The sequence below is a fragment of the Bradyrhizobium stylosanthis genome (assembly GCF_001641335.1).
GTDB classification, from domain to species: domain Bacteria; phylum Pseudomonadota; class Alphaproteobacteria; order Rhizobiales; family Xanthobacteraceae; genus Bradyrhizobium; species Bradyrhizobium stylosanthis.
Window position 1 is genome coordinate 68,014 of sequence record NZ_LVEM01000002.1, and the last position, 15,073, is coordinate 83,086.

Here is a 15,073-nt window from a genome sequence, read left to right on the forward strand (position 1 = left end):
TGCAACCGTCATGGCGCTTGGCACTTGCGCCCGTCGCGCGGTTCGGTCAATCGTTGGTAAATGGCCAGGAGGGATTTATGAGCGCACACGAAAGCATGGAGCATGCCGAGCACGCCGAGCACGCGTCCGGATCGAACAAGAAGATCGCGCTCCTGATCGCCGTGCTGGCGCTGTTCCTGGCGATCTCGGAAACGCTTGGCAAGGGCGCCCAGACCGAATCGATCAGCAAGAACGTCGAGGCCGCCAATCTCTGGGCATTCTTCCAGGCCAAGAGCATCCGTCGCACCGTGGTGCTGACCGCCTCCGAGCAGGGCAAGCTGACGCTGGCCAGTGCGACCGACGACGCCCAGAAGGCGCTCGTGCAGAAGCAGGTCGACGACTGGACCAAGACCGCGGCGCGCTACCGCTCCGAGCCCGAGACCGGCGAAGGCACCGAGCAGCTCGCCGAGAAGGCCAAGCATGCCGAGCACGAGCGCGACGAGGCGACCGCGAAGTACCATCATTTCGAGCTGGCCTCCGCCGCCTTCCAGATCGGCATCGTGCTGGCCTCGGCCACCATCATCACCGGCATGATCGCGCTCGCCTATGTCGGCGGCGTCCTGACCCTCGCCGGCCTGCTCATGACGGCGCTCGGCCTGTGGTGGCCGCATCTGCTGCATTTGCATTGAGGGGCTGACGCACCACACTCCGCCGTCGTCCCGGCCCCCCGTGCGCAATTGCGCACTAGGCCGGGACGACAGCGGAGGACTTGGCTGAGCTAGCGCGCCTCGTGCACGCTCTTCCTGAAACGCTGGATCAGGCGCAGCGTGCGTGACGACCAGCCTTCGCCGTTGCCGGCGATCAGCTCGCGGATGCGGCGCTTGATCGGGTCGACCATCTCGTGCGCCTTGGCGCGCACCTTCAGCACGAGCTCGTAGGTCCGCTCGAACCAGTGCATCTCCAGGAGCTTGTCGCGCGTGACGTCGAACACGAAGGCGGTGACGCCGACGCCGAGCATCTTCGCAAACAGGAACGTGGACACGCCGCTGAACCAGTATTCGTGAGCGAGCAGCCACAGGCCGATCAGCTTGAGCGGAAACAGCGGGATGATCGGCACCGCGAAGATGATGAGCGTCATCGACGGCGACAGCGCGTCGACGCGGTCCGACAGCCATTGCTTGAAGCGCGCGAGCGGGATGGCTGCGACAACCCGCGCGACGATCGGCTCGAGATGGTCCCATAGCCATGCTTCGATCAGGAAGATGATCGCAAGCAGGACCCAGACCGGTTGCAATAGGCGGCGCAGCATGTGTTTCCCGCCCGATTCGTCGTTGGGCGCGAGCCTACATATGGATGGCCCGCTTGCCGACTGCAAGCGCGGCCTCCTTGACGGCCTCCGAGCGGGTCGGATGGGCGTGGCAGGTCCGCGCCAGATCTTCCGCACTGCCCCCAAATTCCATGAGGACGCAGGCTTCATGGATCATTTCGCCGGCCTCAATGCCGATTATGTGCACCCCGAGCACGCGATCGGTCTTCGCATCTGCGAGAATCTTCACGAAACCATCGGTGGTCTGGTTGACCTTGGAGCGGCCGTTGGCGGTAAAGGGAAACTTCCCGACGGTATAGGCGACACCCGCCTGCTTCAGTTCTTCCTCGGTCTTGCCGACGGAGGACACTTCCGGCGTGGTATACACGACGCCCGGGATCACGTCGTAGTTCACGTGGCCGGCCTGGCCGGCGATGATCTCGGCAACCGCAACGCCCTCGTCCTCGGCCTTGTGCGCGAGCATGGGGCCGGCGACGACGTCGCCGATCGCATAGACGCCCTTCAGGCTAGTGGCGAAATGCGGATCGATCTGGACGCGGCCGCGATTGTCCAGCGCCACGCCGGCTTCCTTGAGGCCGAGGCTTTCGGTGTAGGGCACGCGGCCGATGCAGACGAGAACGACGTCGGCTTCCAGCGTCTCGGCGGCGCCGCCGGCGGCGGGCTCGACGGTCGCCTTCAGCGTCTTGCCGGAGGTGTCGACGCCGGTGACCTTGGCGCCGAGCTTGAACGCAAAGCCCTGCTTCTCGAGGATGCGCTGGAATTGCTTTGCAATTTCGCCGTCCATGCCGGGCAGGATGCGGTCGAGGAATTCGACGACGACGACTTCAGCACCGAGGCGCTTCCACACCGAGCCGAGCTCGAGGCCGATCACGCCGGCGCCCACGATGAGCAGCTTGCCCGGGACCTTGTCCAGCGACAGCGCGCCGGTCGAGGACACGATGCGCTTCTCGTCGATCTCGATGCCCTTGAGGCGCGCGATGTCGGAGCCGGTGGCGATCACGATGTTCTTGGTCTCAACGATCTGCGACTTACCGTCGGCGGAGACTTCGACCTTGCCGGTCCCCAGGATCTTGCCGGTGCCCTTGAGCACGTCGACCTTGTTCTTCTTCATCAGGAATTCGACGCCCTTGACGTTGCCGTCGATGCCCTGCTGCTTGAAGTTCATCATCGCGGGAAGATCGAGCTTCGGCGATGACACCGACACGCCCATCTTGGCGAAGGAATGCCCGGCTTCCTCGAACATCTCGGAGGCGTGCAGCAGTGCCTTGGACGGCATGCAGCCGACGTTGAGGCAGGTGCCGCCGAGCGTTGCGTTCTTTTCGACCACGGCGACTTTCATGCCGAGCTGGCTAGCGCGCACTGCGCAGACATAACCGCCCGGTCCGGTGCCGATGACGACGAGATCGTAGGTAGCCATGAGAGAAAGTCCCGTAGGTTTAGCGTGATGGGGATGTGTCAGCGTCCGCGCGGCGCGTCAGCGTCCGCCGGACACATCGAGAGTTGCTGCGGTGATGTAGGAAGCCTCGTCCGACATCAGCCAGACGATGGCATTGGCGATTTCATCGGCGGTGCCGACGCGCTTCATCGGCACCATATGGGCCAGACGATGGGCGCGGTCGGGCTCGCCGCCGGCGGCGTGAATTTCCGTATCGATCAGGCCCGGCCGGATGCCTGCGACACGAATGCCTTCGCCCGCGACCTCATAGCCGAGGCCGGTGGTGAAGGAATCGATCGCGCCCTTGGACGCGGCATAGTCGACATAGGTGTTGGGCGCGCCGAGACGCGCCGCGACCGAGGACAGGTTGACGATGACGCCACCCTTGCCGCCGTGCTTGGTGGACATCCGCTTCACGGCCTCGCGCGCACAGAGGATGGAGCCGGTGACGTTGACCGCCAGCACGCGCTGGATGCGCTCGGCCGACATCTCGTCGACCCGCACGCCGCTGGTGCCGACGATACCGCCATTGTTGACGAGCGCGGCCAACGTGCCGAACTTGTCGGCCTGCTTGAACAGATCGAGGATGTCGCCTTCCTCGGCGACATCGCATTTCACCGCGATCGCCTTGCCGTTGCCGGCCTCGATCTGGGCGACAACCTCGTCGGCGGCCTTCTTGTTGCTGGCATAGCCGACCACGACGCGATAGCCGCGCGCAGCCGCCGCAATCGCGGTCGCGCGGCCAATGCCACGGCTGCCGCCGGTGATGACAACGACTTTATCGGTCACATCAATCCCCACGAGTTCGAGCGCACTACGACGTCTTGCCCTCAAGAGCTGCCAATCGATCCAGCACGGACTTGTCCGTGAGGCTCACCAGATGGAACAGAATGAAGGGCGTGAGAAACGGAATCAGGCACCAGGCGGCAAAGCCGACCCCCTTACCTTTTCTTCGACTGATCGGAATCGCGAAGAAGAACAAGATAAGGGTGGTCAGCAGGAACGGCACCATGGAGATGAGCGCATGCGCAAGCGACGGCTCCCCCATCGTCGCCTCCCTCAGAGATCGAGCACCAGGCGCGCCGGATCTTCCAGGCTCTCCTTGACGCGAACCAGGAAGGTGACGGCTTCCTTGCCATCAATGACGCGGTGATCGTAGGACAGCGCCAGGTACATCATCGGGCGGACCTCGATCTTGCCGCCGATCACCATCGGCCGCTCCTGGATCTTGTGCATGCCGAGGATGCCGGACTGCGGCGCGTTCAGGATCGGGGTCGACATCAGCGAGCCGTAGATGCCGCCGTTGGTGATGGTGAAGGTGCCGCCCTGCATCTCGTCGATCTTGAGCTGGCCGTCACGGGCGCGGCGGCCGAAATCGGCGATGCCCTTCTCGATGTCGGAGATCGACTTGTGGTCGCAGTCGCGCACCACGGGCACGACGAGGCCCTTGTCGGTGCCGACGGCGACGCCGATGTGATAATAGTTCTTGTAGATCAGGTCGCTGCCGTCGATCTCGGCGTTGACGGCCGGGATGTCCTTCAGCGCCTGCACGACGGCCTTGGTGAAGAAGCCCATGAAGCCGAGCTTGGCACCGTGCTTCTTCTCAAATGCATCCTTGTAGTGCGCGCGCAGGGCCATGACGTTGGTCATGTCGACCTCGTTGAAGGTCGTGAGCATGGCCGCGGTGTTCTGCACGTCCTTGAGGCGGCGCGCGATGGTCTGGCGCAGGCGGGTCATCTTGACGCGCTCTTCGCGGGCGGCGTCATCGGCCGGCGACGGCGCGCGGACCTGCACGGCGGCGGCGGGCTGGTTCACCGGGGTCGGCGCGGAAGCGGCGCGCTCGATCGCGGCGAGCATGTCGCCCTTGGTGACGCGGCCATCCTTGCCGGAGCCCGGAACGGTCGAGGCGTCGACACCGCTTTCGGCGGAGAGCTTGCGGACGGACGGGGCAAGCGGCGCATCGGCCGGCGGCGCCTTCGGCGCAGCAGCCGGAGCCGCAGCGGCAGCAGCCGGCGCAGCAGCAGCGGGCTTGGCAGGCGCAGCAGCAGGCTTGGCAGCGCCGACGCCATCGGTGATCTGACCGAGCAGCGCACCGACCGCAACGGTAGCGCCATCGGCGGCGATGATCTCGCTCAGCGTGCCCGCCGACGGCGCGGGGACTTCGATGGTGACCTTGTCGGTCTCGAGCTCCACCAAGGGCTCGTCGACGGCGACCGGGTCGCCAGCCTTCTTGAACCAGCGGCCGATGGTGGCCTCGGTGACGGATTCGCCGAGCGTCGGCACACGAATTTCAGTCATGGTCTTTTCCTTAAGGAGATCGCCGGTGCGGTCATGAATTTCAAATGCCATCGCCCGCCAAAGCGGGCGATCCAGTACGACGAGACGTCAGTGATCAGCACGAACGCCGCGAAGTACTGGATGCCCCGCCTTCCGGCGGGGCATGACGCAGTTCAGAAAGTTCAGCTCAGTGCTTCGTCCAGGAAGGCCTTCAGCTGCGCCTGATGCTTGGACATCAGACCAGTCGCGGTCGCGGCGGAAGCGGCGCGGCCGACATAACGCGGACGCCGGCTCACGCCGTTCACCTGGTTCAGCACCCACTCCAGATAGGGCTCGATGAAGTGCCAGGCACCCATGTTGCGGGGCTCTTCCTGGCACCACACCACTTCGGCCTTCTTGAAGCGCGACAGCTCGGCCACCAGCGCCTTCAGCGGCACCGGATAGAGCTGCTCGACGCGCATCAGGTAGATGTCGTCGATGCCGCGCTTCTCGCGCTCCTCGTAGAGGTCGTAATAGACCTTGCCGGAGCACAGCACGATGCGGCGGACCTTCTCGTCGGGGACGAGCTTGATCGCCTCGTTCGGCAGCATCTGGGCGTCATCGTACAGGATGCGGTGGAAGGTCGTTCCCTTCGCGAGCTCCTCGAGACGCGAGACCGCCCGCTTGTGGCGCAGCAGCGACTTCGGCGTCATCATGATCAGCGGCTTGCGGATCTCGCGATGCAGCTGGCGGCGCAGCGCATGGAAGTAGTTCGCCGGCGTGGTCGGGTAGACCACCTGCATGTTGTCTTCGGCGGACATCTGGAGATAACGCTCCAGACGCGCCGAGGAGTGCTCCGGTCCCTGGCCCTCATAGCCGTGCGGCAGCAGGCAGACGAGGCCGGACATGCGCAGCCATTTGCGTTCGCCCGAAGAGATGAACTGGTCGAACACGACCTGCGCACCGTTGGCGAAGTCGCCGAACTGGGCTTCCCACAGGGTCAGCGTGTTCGGCTCGGCGAGCGAATAGCCGTATTCGAAGCCGAGCACCGCTTCTTCCGACAGCAGCGAGTTGATGACCTCGTAATGGCCCTGCTCGTGGCCGAGGTGATTGAACGGCGTGTAGCGGCTCTCGTCTTCCTGGTCGATCAGGACGGAGTGACGCTGCGAGAAGGTGCCGCGCTCCGAATCCTGTCCCGACAGACGGACATGATGGTTCTCGTTGAGCAGCGTGCAGAACGCCAGCGCCTCGCCGGTCGCCCAGTCGATGCCGACGCCGGTGTCGATTGCCTTGGCGCGATTGTCGAGAAAGCGCTGGATGGTGCGGTGGACGCGGAAGCCGTCCGGCACCTTGGTGATCTTGCGGCCGATGTCCTTGAGAACAGGGAGATCAACGCCGGTGACGCCCCGGCGCGCGTCCTCTTCCTGGTCGGCGATCTTGAAGCCGGACCACTTGCCGTCGAGCCAGTCGGCCTTGTTCGGCTTGTAGGAGGTGCCGGCCTCGAACTCGGCATCGAGCCGGGCGCGCCAGTCGGCCTTAAGCTTGTCGACCTCGCCCTCGGTGACCACGCCTTCGGCGATCAGGCGCTTGGCGTAGAGCGTGAGGGTCGAGGGATGGGCCGCGATCCGCTTGTACATCACCGGCTGGGTGAACGCCGGCTCGTCGCCCTCGTTGTGGCCGTAGCGGCGATAGCACCACATGTCGATGACGACGGGCTTGTGGAATTTCTGCCGGAACTCGATCGCGACCTTGGCCGCGAACACCACCGCTTCCGGATCGTCGCCGTTGACGTGGAAGATCGGCGCGTCGATCATCTTCGCGACGTCGGACGGGTAAGGCGAAGAACGAGAATAGCGCGGATAGGTGGTGAAGCCGATCTGGTTGTTGACGATGAAGTGCACGGAGCCGCCGGTGCGGTAGCCCTTCAGGTCGGACAGGCCGAAGCATTCGGCGACCACGCCCTGGCCGGCGAACGCGGCGTCGCCGTGCATCAAGAGCGGCAGCACCGAGATACGCATGTCCGGCGGATCGCCGTGCTGGTCCTGCTTCGCACGCACCTTGCCGAGCACGACGGGATCGACGATCTCGAGATGCGAGGGATTGGCGGTCAGCGACAGATGGATACGGTTGCCGTCGAACTCACGGTCCGAAGAGGCGCCGAGGTGATACTTGACGTCGCCGGAGCCTTCGACCGCGTCGGGATTGGCCGAGCCGCCCTTGAACTCGTGGAACAGGGCGCGGTGCGCCTTGCCCATCACTTGCGTGAGCACGTTGAGGCGGCCGCGATGCGGCATGCCCAGCACGATCTCCTTCACGCCGAGATTGCCGCCGCGCTTGATGATCTGCTCGAGCGCGGGGATCAGCGATTCACCGCCGTCGAGGCCGAAGCGCTTGGTGCCAGTGAACTTGGTGTCGCAGAACTTCTCGAAGCCTTCGGTCTCGACCAGCTTCATCAGGATGGCGCGACGGCCTTCGCGGGTGAACGAGATCTCCTTGTCCGGACCCTCGATGCGCTCCTGGATCCAGGCCTTCTGCGCGGCGTTGCTGATATGCATGAACTCGACGCCGAGCGTCTGGCAGTAGGTGCGCTCGCAGATCGCGGTGATCTCGCGCAAGCTGCCATATTCGAGGCCGAGCACGTGATCGAGGAAGATCTTGCGGTCGTAATCGGCTTCGGTGAAGCCGTAGGTGCGCGGGTCGAGCTCTTCGCGGTTGCGCTGGGCTTCGATGCCGAGCGGATCGAGCTTGGCGTGGAAGTGACCGCGCATGCGGTAGGAGCGGATCAGCATCAGGGCGCGGACGGAGTCGCGCGTCGCCTGGAGCACGTCGGCGGAGGAGATGTCGGCGCCCTTGGCCTGCGCCTTGGCGGCGATCTTGGCGCCGACCGCCTTCTCGACTTCGGCCCAGTTGCCGTCGAGGGCGGAGGTCAGGTCATCCTTCGGGGTGAGCGGCCAGTTGTCGCGTTCCCAGGACGGGCCCTCGGCGTTCTTCCGGACGTCGGCGGGCTGGTCGTTGAGGCTCTTGAAGAACTCCTGCCACTCGGCGTCGACCGAGGACGGGTCCTTCTCGTAGCGGGCGTAGATTTCGTCGATGTAGGTGGCGTTGGTGCCCTGCAAAAAGGATGACAGGGCAAAGGCTGCGTTCGCGTCCTGGCGAGACATACTTGAGTTCCTGGCGATTTCGGTTCGCGCATAACAAACGGCGCTGGCGTCGAGCTCCCCGGCAGAGGCTCGACGCGACAGGCACCCTTTACCCTATTTGCTGCGAAACTTCGCCCGGAAAAGCACGAAGAAGTGAATTAGCCCTTCAATTTTTCGGCAAGCGTGTGCCCGAGGCGGGCGGGCGACGGGGACACTGTAATCCCTGCCGATTTCATCGCCTCGGTCTTGGAACCCGCGTCGCCCTTGCCGCCCGAAATGATCGCGCCGGCATGGCCCATGCGGCGGCCGGGAGGTGCGGTGACGCCGGCGATGAAGCCGACCATCGGCTTCTTGCGGCCGCGCTTGGCCTCGTCCTTGAGGAACTGGGCGGCGTCCTCCTCGGCGGAACCGCCGATCTCGCCGATCATGATGATCGACTCGGTCTTGGGGTCGGCCAGGAGCATTTCGAGGACGTCGATGAACTCGGTGCCCTTGACCGGGTCGCCGCCGATGCCGACCGCGGTGGTCTGGCCGAGGCCTTCCTGGGAGGTCTGGAACACGGCTTCATAGGTCAGCGTGCCCGAGCGGGAGACGATTCCGACGGAGCCGGTCTTGAAGATGTTGGCGGGCATGATGCCGATCTTGCACTCGCCGGCGGTCATGACGCCCGGGCAGTTCGGCCCGATCAGGCGCGACTTGGAGCCGGCCAGAGAGCGCTTCACGCGGACCATGTCGATGACGGGAATGCCCTCGGTGATGCAGACGATCAGCGGGATCTCGGCGTCGATGGCTTCGCAGATCGCGTCGGCTGCGCCCGGCGGCGGCACGTAGATCACCGAGGCGTCGGCGCCGGTCTTCTCACGCGCATCGCGCACGGTGTCGAACACCGGCAGGCCGAGATGCGTCGAGCCGCCTTTGCCCGGCGAGGTGCCGCCGACCATCTTGGTGCCGTAGGCGATCGCGGCCTCGGAGTGGAAGGTGCCGTTCTTGCCGGTGAAGCCCTGGCAGATGACCTTGGTGTTCTTGTCGATCAGGATGGACATGAGGTCTGCTTTCGCGAAACTAACAGAGTGAGAGGGTCAGTGGATGCGGCGGTAGACGCCGGTGAGGACGTCAGCCCAGCCTTCCGCGTCCGGCGAGAACTGGATCTTCAACGAGTAGGATTGGTCGTCGATGATCTCGTAGACGTGGCGCGCATTGCCGCGGAGCGAGCCGCGCACCAGAGTCAGGGTCTTGCCGACCCACCCGCCGGAGGCGGGCGAGGGCGGCGTGTAACCGAGCGAGTCGTACCAGAACAATTTGTAGGTCCGGTCGTCGCGGTCGTAGGTGAAGAGGCCGTGGGTGGCGAAGCTCTGCTTGCCGTCGCGCATCTGGACCGCATCCTGGATCAGGTAAAATCCGTTGAGGTCCATGCGCGCGACGACGTGCGAGGTTGCCGAACCGCCCGCCGTCCAGCGCGACGGGAAGACCACCTCCTCACCATCCCATTCGCCGGCGAACGCGGCGAGGCGCGCATGTTCGGTGAGCGGAGATGATGCGGCGAGATGGTCCTGGGTCATGGCCTTAGCCTCCCTTGACGGCCTTCACGATCTTCTGCGCGGCGTCGTCGAGATTGTCGGCGGGCACCACGTTCAGTCCGGATTCACGGATGATCTTCTTGCCGAGCTCGACATTGGTGCCTTCGAGGCGGACCACCAGCGGCACGCTGAGGCCGACTTCGCGAACCGCAGCCGTGACGCCCTCGGCGATCACGTCGCACTTCATGATGCCGCCGAAGATGTTGACCAGGATGCCCTTCACGTTGGGATCGGCGGTGATGATCTTGAACGCGGCCGCGACCTTCTCCTTGCTGGCGCTGCCGCCGACGTCGAGGAAGTTCGCCGGCGCCATGCCGTAGAGCTTGATGATGTCCATCGTCGCCATGGCAAGACCGGCGCCGTTGACCATGCAGCCGATGTTGCCGTCGAGGGTGACGTAGTTGAGGTCGTACTTCGACGCCTCGATTTCCTTGGCGTCTTCCTCGGTCTCGTCGCGCAGCGCGAGCACCTCGGGATGACGGAACAGCGCGTTGTCGTCGAACGACACCTTGGCGTCGAGCACGCGGAGCTGGCCCTGCTTGGTCACGACCAGCGGGTTGATCTCCAGCATGGCCATGTCCTTGGCGACGAAGGCCGTGAACAGCTGCGCGGTGAGCTTCTCGGCCTGCTTGGCGAGGTCGCCGGAGAGCTTCAGCGCGTTGGCGACGGTGCGGCCGTGATGGCCCATGATGCCGGTCGCGGGATCGACGGAGAAGGTGACGATCTTCTCGGGATTGTTGTGCGCGACGTCCTCGATGTTGACGCCGCCTTCGGTCGAGACGACGAACGAGACGCGCGAGGTCTCGCGGTCGACCAGGAGCGAGAGATAGAATTCCTTGTCGATGTCGGAGCCGTCCTCGATGTAGAGGCGGTTGACCTGCTTGCCGGCGGGGCCGGTCTGGATCGTCACGAGGGTTGCGCCGAGCATCTGCTTGGCGAACTCGGAGACCTCTGCGGCCGACTTGGCGATGCGGACGCCGCCCTTGTCGCCGGCCGAGGCTTCCTTGAACTTGCCCTTGCCGCGGCCGCCGGCATGGATCTGGCTCTTCACCACATAGACCGGACCGGGCAGCGCCTTGGCAGCGGCTTCCGCGTCGGCGGCCTTGAGAACCGGGACGCCCTTGGAGATCGGCACGCCGAACTCACCCAGCAGCGCTTTGGCCTGATATTCATGGATATTCATATGGTCGCTCCCTGAACCCGCGGGCGGTGACCTCTTGGGCCCACCTCAGTCTTGTGGCTGGCATACCATATACCACAGGAACTGCAACCCGGATTCTTTGACATCGGAAATCTGGACTACCGAACCGGAGGCCCGCCCCGGTCAGAAGGGCTCCGGAAGTGAAACCGCCGAAGACCGGTTTTCGATCTTCGGCGGGGTGTTGCTTGCGCCTTAGCGGCCGAGAAGATCGGGGGCGATCTTCTTGCAGGCGTCTACCAGGCCCTGCACCGCGCCGACCGACTTGTCGAAGGCCTCGCGGTCCTTGCCGGCGAGCTCGATCTCGACGACGCGCTCGACGCCCTTGGAGCCGATCACGACCGGCACGCCGACATACATGTCCTTCACGCCGTATTCGCCGTTGAGGTACGCCGCCGACGGCAGCACGCGCTTCTTGTCACGCAGATAGCTCTCGGCCATCGCGATCGCGGAAGCGGCGGGGGCGTAGAAGGCCGAGCCGGTCTTGAGCAGGTTGACGATCTCGGCGCCGCCGTTGCGGGTGCGGTCGACGATCTCGTCGAGGCGCGCCTGCGAGGTCCAGCCCATCTTCACGAGGTCGGGCAGCGGGATGCCGGCGACGGTGGAGTACTTCACCAGCGGCACCATGGTGTCGCCATGGCCGCCGAGCACGAAGGCGGTGACGTCTTCGACCGAGACGTTGAACTCGTCGGCCAGGAAGTAGCGGAAGCGCGCGGAGTCGAGCACGCCGGCCATGCCGACGACCTTCTTGTGCGGTAGGCCCGAGGCCTTCTGCAGCGCCCAGACCATCGCGTCGAGCGGGTTGGTGATGCAGATGACGAAGGCGTCGGGGGCGTACTTCTTGATGCCCGCACCGACCTGCTCCATGACCTTGAGGTTGATGGAGAGAAGGTCGTCGCGGCTCATGCCGGGCTTGCGCGGAACGCCGGCGGTGACGATGCAGACCTTGGCGTTGTCGAGCGCCTCGTAGGAGTTCGCGCCGGTGTAGTGGGCGTCGAAGCCGTCAACCGGCGAGGACTGCGCGATGTCGAGCGCCTTGCCCTGGGGAACGCCCTCGGCGATGTCGAACATCACGACGTCGCCCAGTTCTTTCAGGCCGATGAGGTGAGCCAGCGTTCCGCCGATCTGACCGGAGCCAATCAAAGCAATCTTGTCGCGCGCCATGTGAACCTGTCCTTTAGACATCCAAGGAGGGAAAAACTGATGGGTGGTTATCCCTTTCGCCTCCCCCGTTCAAGTCGGGGGATGCCCATTTGTCGGGCGTATACAAGCGCATCCCTGTCATTTCTGCCCGCTTGCGCGCCGTTAACCCGAAAGTCACGCACCGGATTTCGCCCTCGCCCGCGACAGCGGACGGGTGCGGAATGACAGCGCTGGCAAATAGGACTTAAGTCTCCACCAGGCCCTTGGTGGAGCCGCTGGCGGTGGAATCCTTGCGGCCGTGCGCCAGCGCCAGATAGGATTCCGAGCTCATCTCGATCAGGCGCGAGGCGGTCCGCTTGAACTCCATGGCCTCGTTGCCCTCGGTGGCGAGGTAGAGCGAGATCGGGTTGGCGTCGGCGGAGGCCATCAGCTTCACGGCATTGTCATAGAGCGTATCGATCAGCGTGATGAAGCGCTTGGCCGCGTTGCGCTGGGAGAAGTCCATCACTGGAATATGGTCGACCAGGATGGTGTGATAGTCGTGCGCGAGCCTGAGGTAGTCGGATGCACCGAGCGGCTTCTCGCAGAGATCGGCGAAGGCGAACCGCGCCACGCCATGGGCCGAGCACGGCACGTGCAGGATGCGGCCCTTGATCGTGATGTCGCGCGACTTGCACTTGGCATTGCCGGTCATCTTCACCCAGGCGCGGTTGAGCGCGGCATCGGCATCGCCGTCGGCCGGCGTCAGCCACATCGGCACGCCCTGCAGCTTTTCCAGCCGGAAGTCGGTGCGCGCATCGAGCCGCGCGACGTCCATGTGATCGGTGATCTGCTTGATGAAGGGCAGGAACAGCGAACGGTTGAGGCCGCCCTTGTAGAGATCGTCGGGCGCGACGTTGGAGGTCGCGACCACGACGGTGCCGAGCTCGAACAGCTTTGCGAACAGGCGTCCCAGGATCATCGCGTCGGCGATGTCGGTGACGTGGAATTCGTCGAAGCAGAGCAGCCAGCTTTCCTCGAAGATCGCCGTCGCGGTCAGCGCGATGACGTCGCTGTCCGCGATCTCGCCGCGCGCGATGGCCTGGCGATAATCGTAGATGCGCTCATGTGCTTCCGCCATGAATTCGTGGAAATGCGCGCGGCGCTTGTGCTCGACGCTCGCGTGCTGGAAGAACAGATCCATCAGCATGGTCTTGCCGCGGCCGACCTCGCCATGGATGTAGAGCCCGTGCGGCGCATCGTCCTTGTCGCTGCTGCTGAACAGGCGGCTGAGCAGGCCCTGCTTGCGCGCGGGCTTGTAGGTCGCGAGCCGCTGGTCGAGCGCCGCATAGGCCTCGGCGACCTCGGCCTGCGCAGCATCCGGCTCGATCGCACCGGATGCGATTTCGGCCTGGTATGCCTCGCGGAATGAGGAATCTGGGGTGGAGAGCATGGCCCTTTACCGCCAGAGATGGGCGGAAATTGCAAGCCGTGAATTGGTGGGCGGGGTATGCGTTCCGTGTCCCGGACGCGCTACAGCGTGTAACGCCGCTGCGCAGAGCCGGGACCCACTGTTTCGTACATTGAGCGTGGAGCGTTGCGCCCCGGCTCAGCAGCGCACCGCTTCGCGCTGCGCCGCGTCCGGGGCACGCGCGTTACGTCACTCACACAGCTCGTAGGCGTCCTCGACGACATACGGGCCGCCACCCGTCGATGCGCGCGACGAGAACAAGACAAAACGCTCGGCCATGAACGCCTTGCTCGGGAAGTAGCCGCGGATCGAGAGATAGTCGGCGACGTCGCGGTCGGAGGCGTCGTGCAGACGGGCCAGCGTGACGTGCGGGATGAACTTTCGTCCCTCGGGATCGAGACCGATCCGCTGCATCATGCGTTCGAGCTCGGCCTGCAACTCCATCAGCGGCTTGCTCGGCGCAATCGTCGCAACGACTGCCCGCGGCTTGCGGCCGCCGAAGCTGGTCAGCCCCTGCACCTTCACCTCGAACGGCTTGCGGTCGACGCGAAACAGCATCGATGCGATCTCGTTGGCGGAGACGCCGTCGATATCGCCGATGAAGCGCAGGGTGACGTGATAATTTTCGGGATCGATCCACCGGGCGCCGGGAAGGCCGCCCCGCAAGTTGGAAAGCGACTGGCCGATCTCGGCCGGAATTTCCAGACCAGTGAACAAACGCGGCATCGTTTCGCACTCCCGATGCTTGGGCACGGCCCTCGAGCGAGAACCATATCCAAATTAGAGCCGGCGACGAATCACCGGTACCCTGATTCCTATCGCAGTTGTGTGACTCTGCGAAGCATCGCGCGCCTTACCCCGGGAAAACCCTGGGAATTAGGGTTAGCACTGCCTGCTTTTCAACGCCGCTGCTCGGTTATCGTGCCAAGGAATGCCTCCACCGTGGGCATGATGTTGCCGACGATGATGTCGACGCCCGCCGCGGTCGGATGGATGCCGTCGGCCTGGTTGAGCTTGGCGTCGGCGGCAACGCCCTCGAGGAAGAACGGATAGAGCGGCACGTCAAATGTCTTCGCCAGATCCGGATAAATCGAATTGAAGCGCGCCGCGTAATCGGCGCCGTAATTCGGCGGCGCCACCATGCCGCACAGCATCACCGGAATCTTGCGCGCCTTGAGACGCTGGACGATGTCGGTGAGCGCGGTGCGCGTCAGGGCGGGATCGATGCCGCGCAGCGCGTCGTTGGCGCCGAGCTCGACGATGACGCCACCGGTTCCGTCGGGCACCGACCAGTCGAGCCGGTCGCGGCCGCCGGAGGAGGTGTCGCCGGACACCCCGGCGTTGGTCATGTCGACCGCTATGCCTTTGGCTTGCAAGGCTTTTTGGAGCTTTGTGGGGAACGCATCCTGGGCCGGGAGGCCAAGGCCGGCGCTCAAGGAATCGCCGAGGACGACAAGCTTCAGCGGTTTTGTCGCTTCCGCCCAAGCCGGGTTCGCAAGCGTCATCAAAGCGAGCATCAACACGGCTATGTGCATGAACATTCCGTAACGCCTCTCGACCGCGCCATC

14 protein-coding genes are annotated in these 15,073 nt (G+C 64.5%); 1 reads left to right on the top strand and 13 read right to left on the bottom strand.

The window, feature by feature from the left end; translation table 11 throughout:
- Nucleotides 1–77: 77 nt before the first annotated feature.
- Nucleotides 78–668, top strand: coding sequence for a DUF4337 domain-containing protein (locus A7X65_RS12170; RefSeq protein WP_063685009.1), 591 nt, complete (start codon nt 78–80; stop codon nt 666–668).
- 89 nt (nt 669–757) lie between these two features.
- Here the strand turns inward: A7X65_RS12170 and A7X65_RS12175 are convergent, their stop codons facing one another.
- From A7X65_RS12175 to A7X65_RS12235, 13 genes are all read right to left on the bottom strand, one after another.
- Nucleotides 758–1,288 carry a hypothetical protein gene (locus tag A7X65_RS12175; RefSeq protein WP_063685011.1) on the bottom strand — a complete coding sequence of 177 codons (531 nt, stop codon included), beginning with the start codon at nt 1,286–1,288 and terminating at the stop codon, nt 758–760.
- Between the two features lie 34 nt (nt 1,289–1,322).
- Nucleotides 1,323–2,723, bottom strand: coding sequence for a dihydrolipoyl dehydrogenase (gene lpdA / locus A7X65_RS12180; RefSeq protein WP_063685013.1), 1,401 nt, complete (start codon nt 2,721–2,723; stop codon nt 1,323–1,325).
- Nucleotides 2,724–2,780: 57 nt separating this feature from the next.
- A complete protein-coding gene (locus tag A7X65_RS12185; RefSeq protein WP_063685015.1) occupies nt 2,781–3,530 on the bottom strand; it encodes an SDR family oxidoreductase in 750 nt (249 codons plus the stop codon).
- Nucleotides 3,531–3,555: 25 nt separating this feature from the next.
- Nucleotides 3,556–3,789 (bottom strand): hypothetical protein, encoded by a 234-nt coding sequence (locus tag A7X65_RS12190; protein WP_063685017.1) that lies wholly within the window; start codon nt 3,787–3,789, stop codon nt 3,556–3,558.
- Nucleotides 3,790–3,800: 11 nt separating this feature from the next.
- Nucleotides 3,801–5,039 carry a 2-oxoglutarate dehydrogenase complex dihydrolipoyllysine-residue succinyltransferase gene (gene odhB / locus A7X65_RS12195; protein ID WP_063687626.1) on the bottom strand — a complete coding sequence of 413 codons (1,239 nt, stop codon included), beginning with the start codon at nt 5,037–5,039 and terminating at the stop codon, nt 3,801–3,803.
- A 161-nt stretch (nt 5,040–5,200) separates the two neighbouring features.
- Nucleotides 5,201–8,158 (bottom strand): 2-oxoglutarate dehydrogenase E1 component, encoded by a 2,958-nt coding sequence (locus A7X65_RS12200; RefSeq protein ID WP_063685019.1) that lies wholly within the window; start codon nt 8,156–8,158, stop codon nt 5,201–5,203.
- 137 nt (nt 8,159–8,295) lie between these two features.
- Nucleotides 8,296–9,180: a succinate--CoA ligase subunit alpha gene (gene sucD / locus A7X65_RS12205; protein ID WP_035702902.1), complete on the bottom strand. Its 885-nt coding sequence runs from the start codon at nt 9,178–9,180 to the stop codon at nt 8,296–8,298.
- A gap of 36 nt (nt 9,181–9,216) precedes the next feature.
- Nucleotides 9,217–9,696, bottom strand: coding sequence for a DUF1579 family protein (locus tag A7X65_RS12210; protein ID WP_063685021.1), 480 nt, complete (start codon nt 9,694–9,696; stop codon nt 9,217–9,219).
- Nucleotides 9,697–9,700: 4 nt separating this feature from the next.
- Nucleotides 9,701–10,897, bottom strand: coding sequence for an ADP-forming succinate--CoA ligase subunit beta (gene sucC, locus A7X65_RS12215; protein ID WP_063685023.1), 1,197 nt, complete (start codon nt 10,895–10,897; stop codon nt 9,701–9,703).
- A gap of 210 nt (nt 10,898–11,107) precedes the next feature.
- Nucleotides 11,108–12,076 (bottom strand): malate dehydrogenase, encoded by a 969-nt coding sequence (mdh, locus tag A7X65_RS12220; RefSeq protein WP_008145224.1) that lies wholly within the window; start codon nt 12,074–12,076, stop codon nt 11,108–11,110.
- Between the two features lie 223 nt (nt 12,077–12,299).
- Nucleotides 12,300–13,487, bottom strand: coding sequence for a cell division protein ZapE (zapE, locus tag A7X65_RS12225; RefSeq protein WP_063685025.1), 1,188 nt, complete (start codon nt 13,485–13,487; stop codon nt 12,300–12,302).
- A gap of 207 nt (nt 13,488–13,694) precedes the next feature.
- Nucleotides 13,695–14,231 carry an RNA 2',3'-cyclic phosphodiesterase gene (gene thpR / locus A7X65_RS12230; protein WP_063685026.1) on the bottom strand — a complete coding sequence of 179 codons (537 nt, stop codon included), beginning with the start codon at nt 14,229–14,231 and terminating at the stop codon, nt 13,695–13,697.
- Nucleotides 14,232–14,404: 173 nt separating this feature from the next.
- The gene (locus tag A7X65_RS12235) at nt 14,405–15,040 is read right to left on the bottom strand and encodes an arylesterase (protein WP_063687628.1); all 636 of its coding nucleotides are present in this window, start codon (nt 15,038–15,040) and stop codon (nt 14,405–14,407) included.
- Nucleotides 15,041–15,073: the final 33 nt, after the last annotated feature.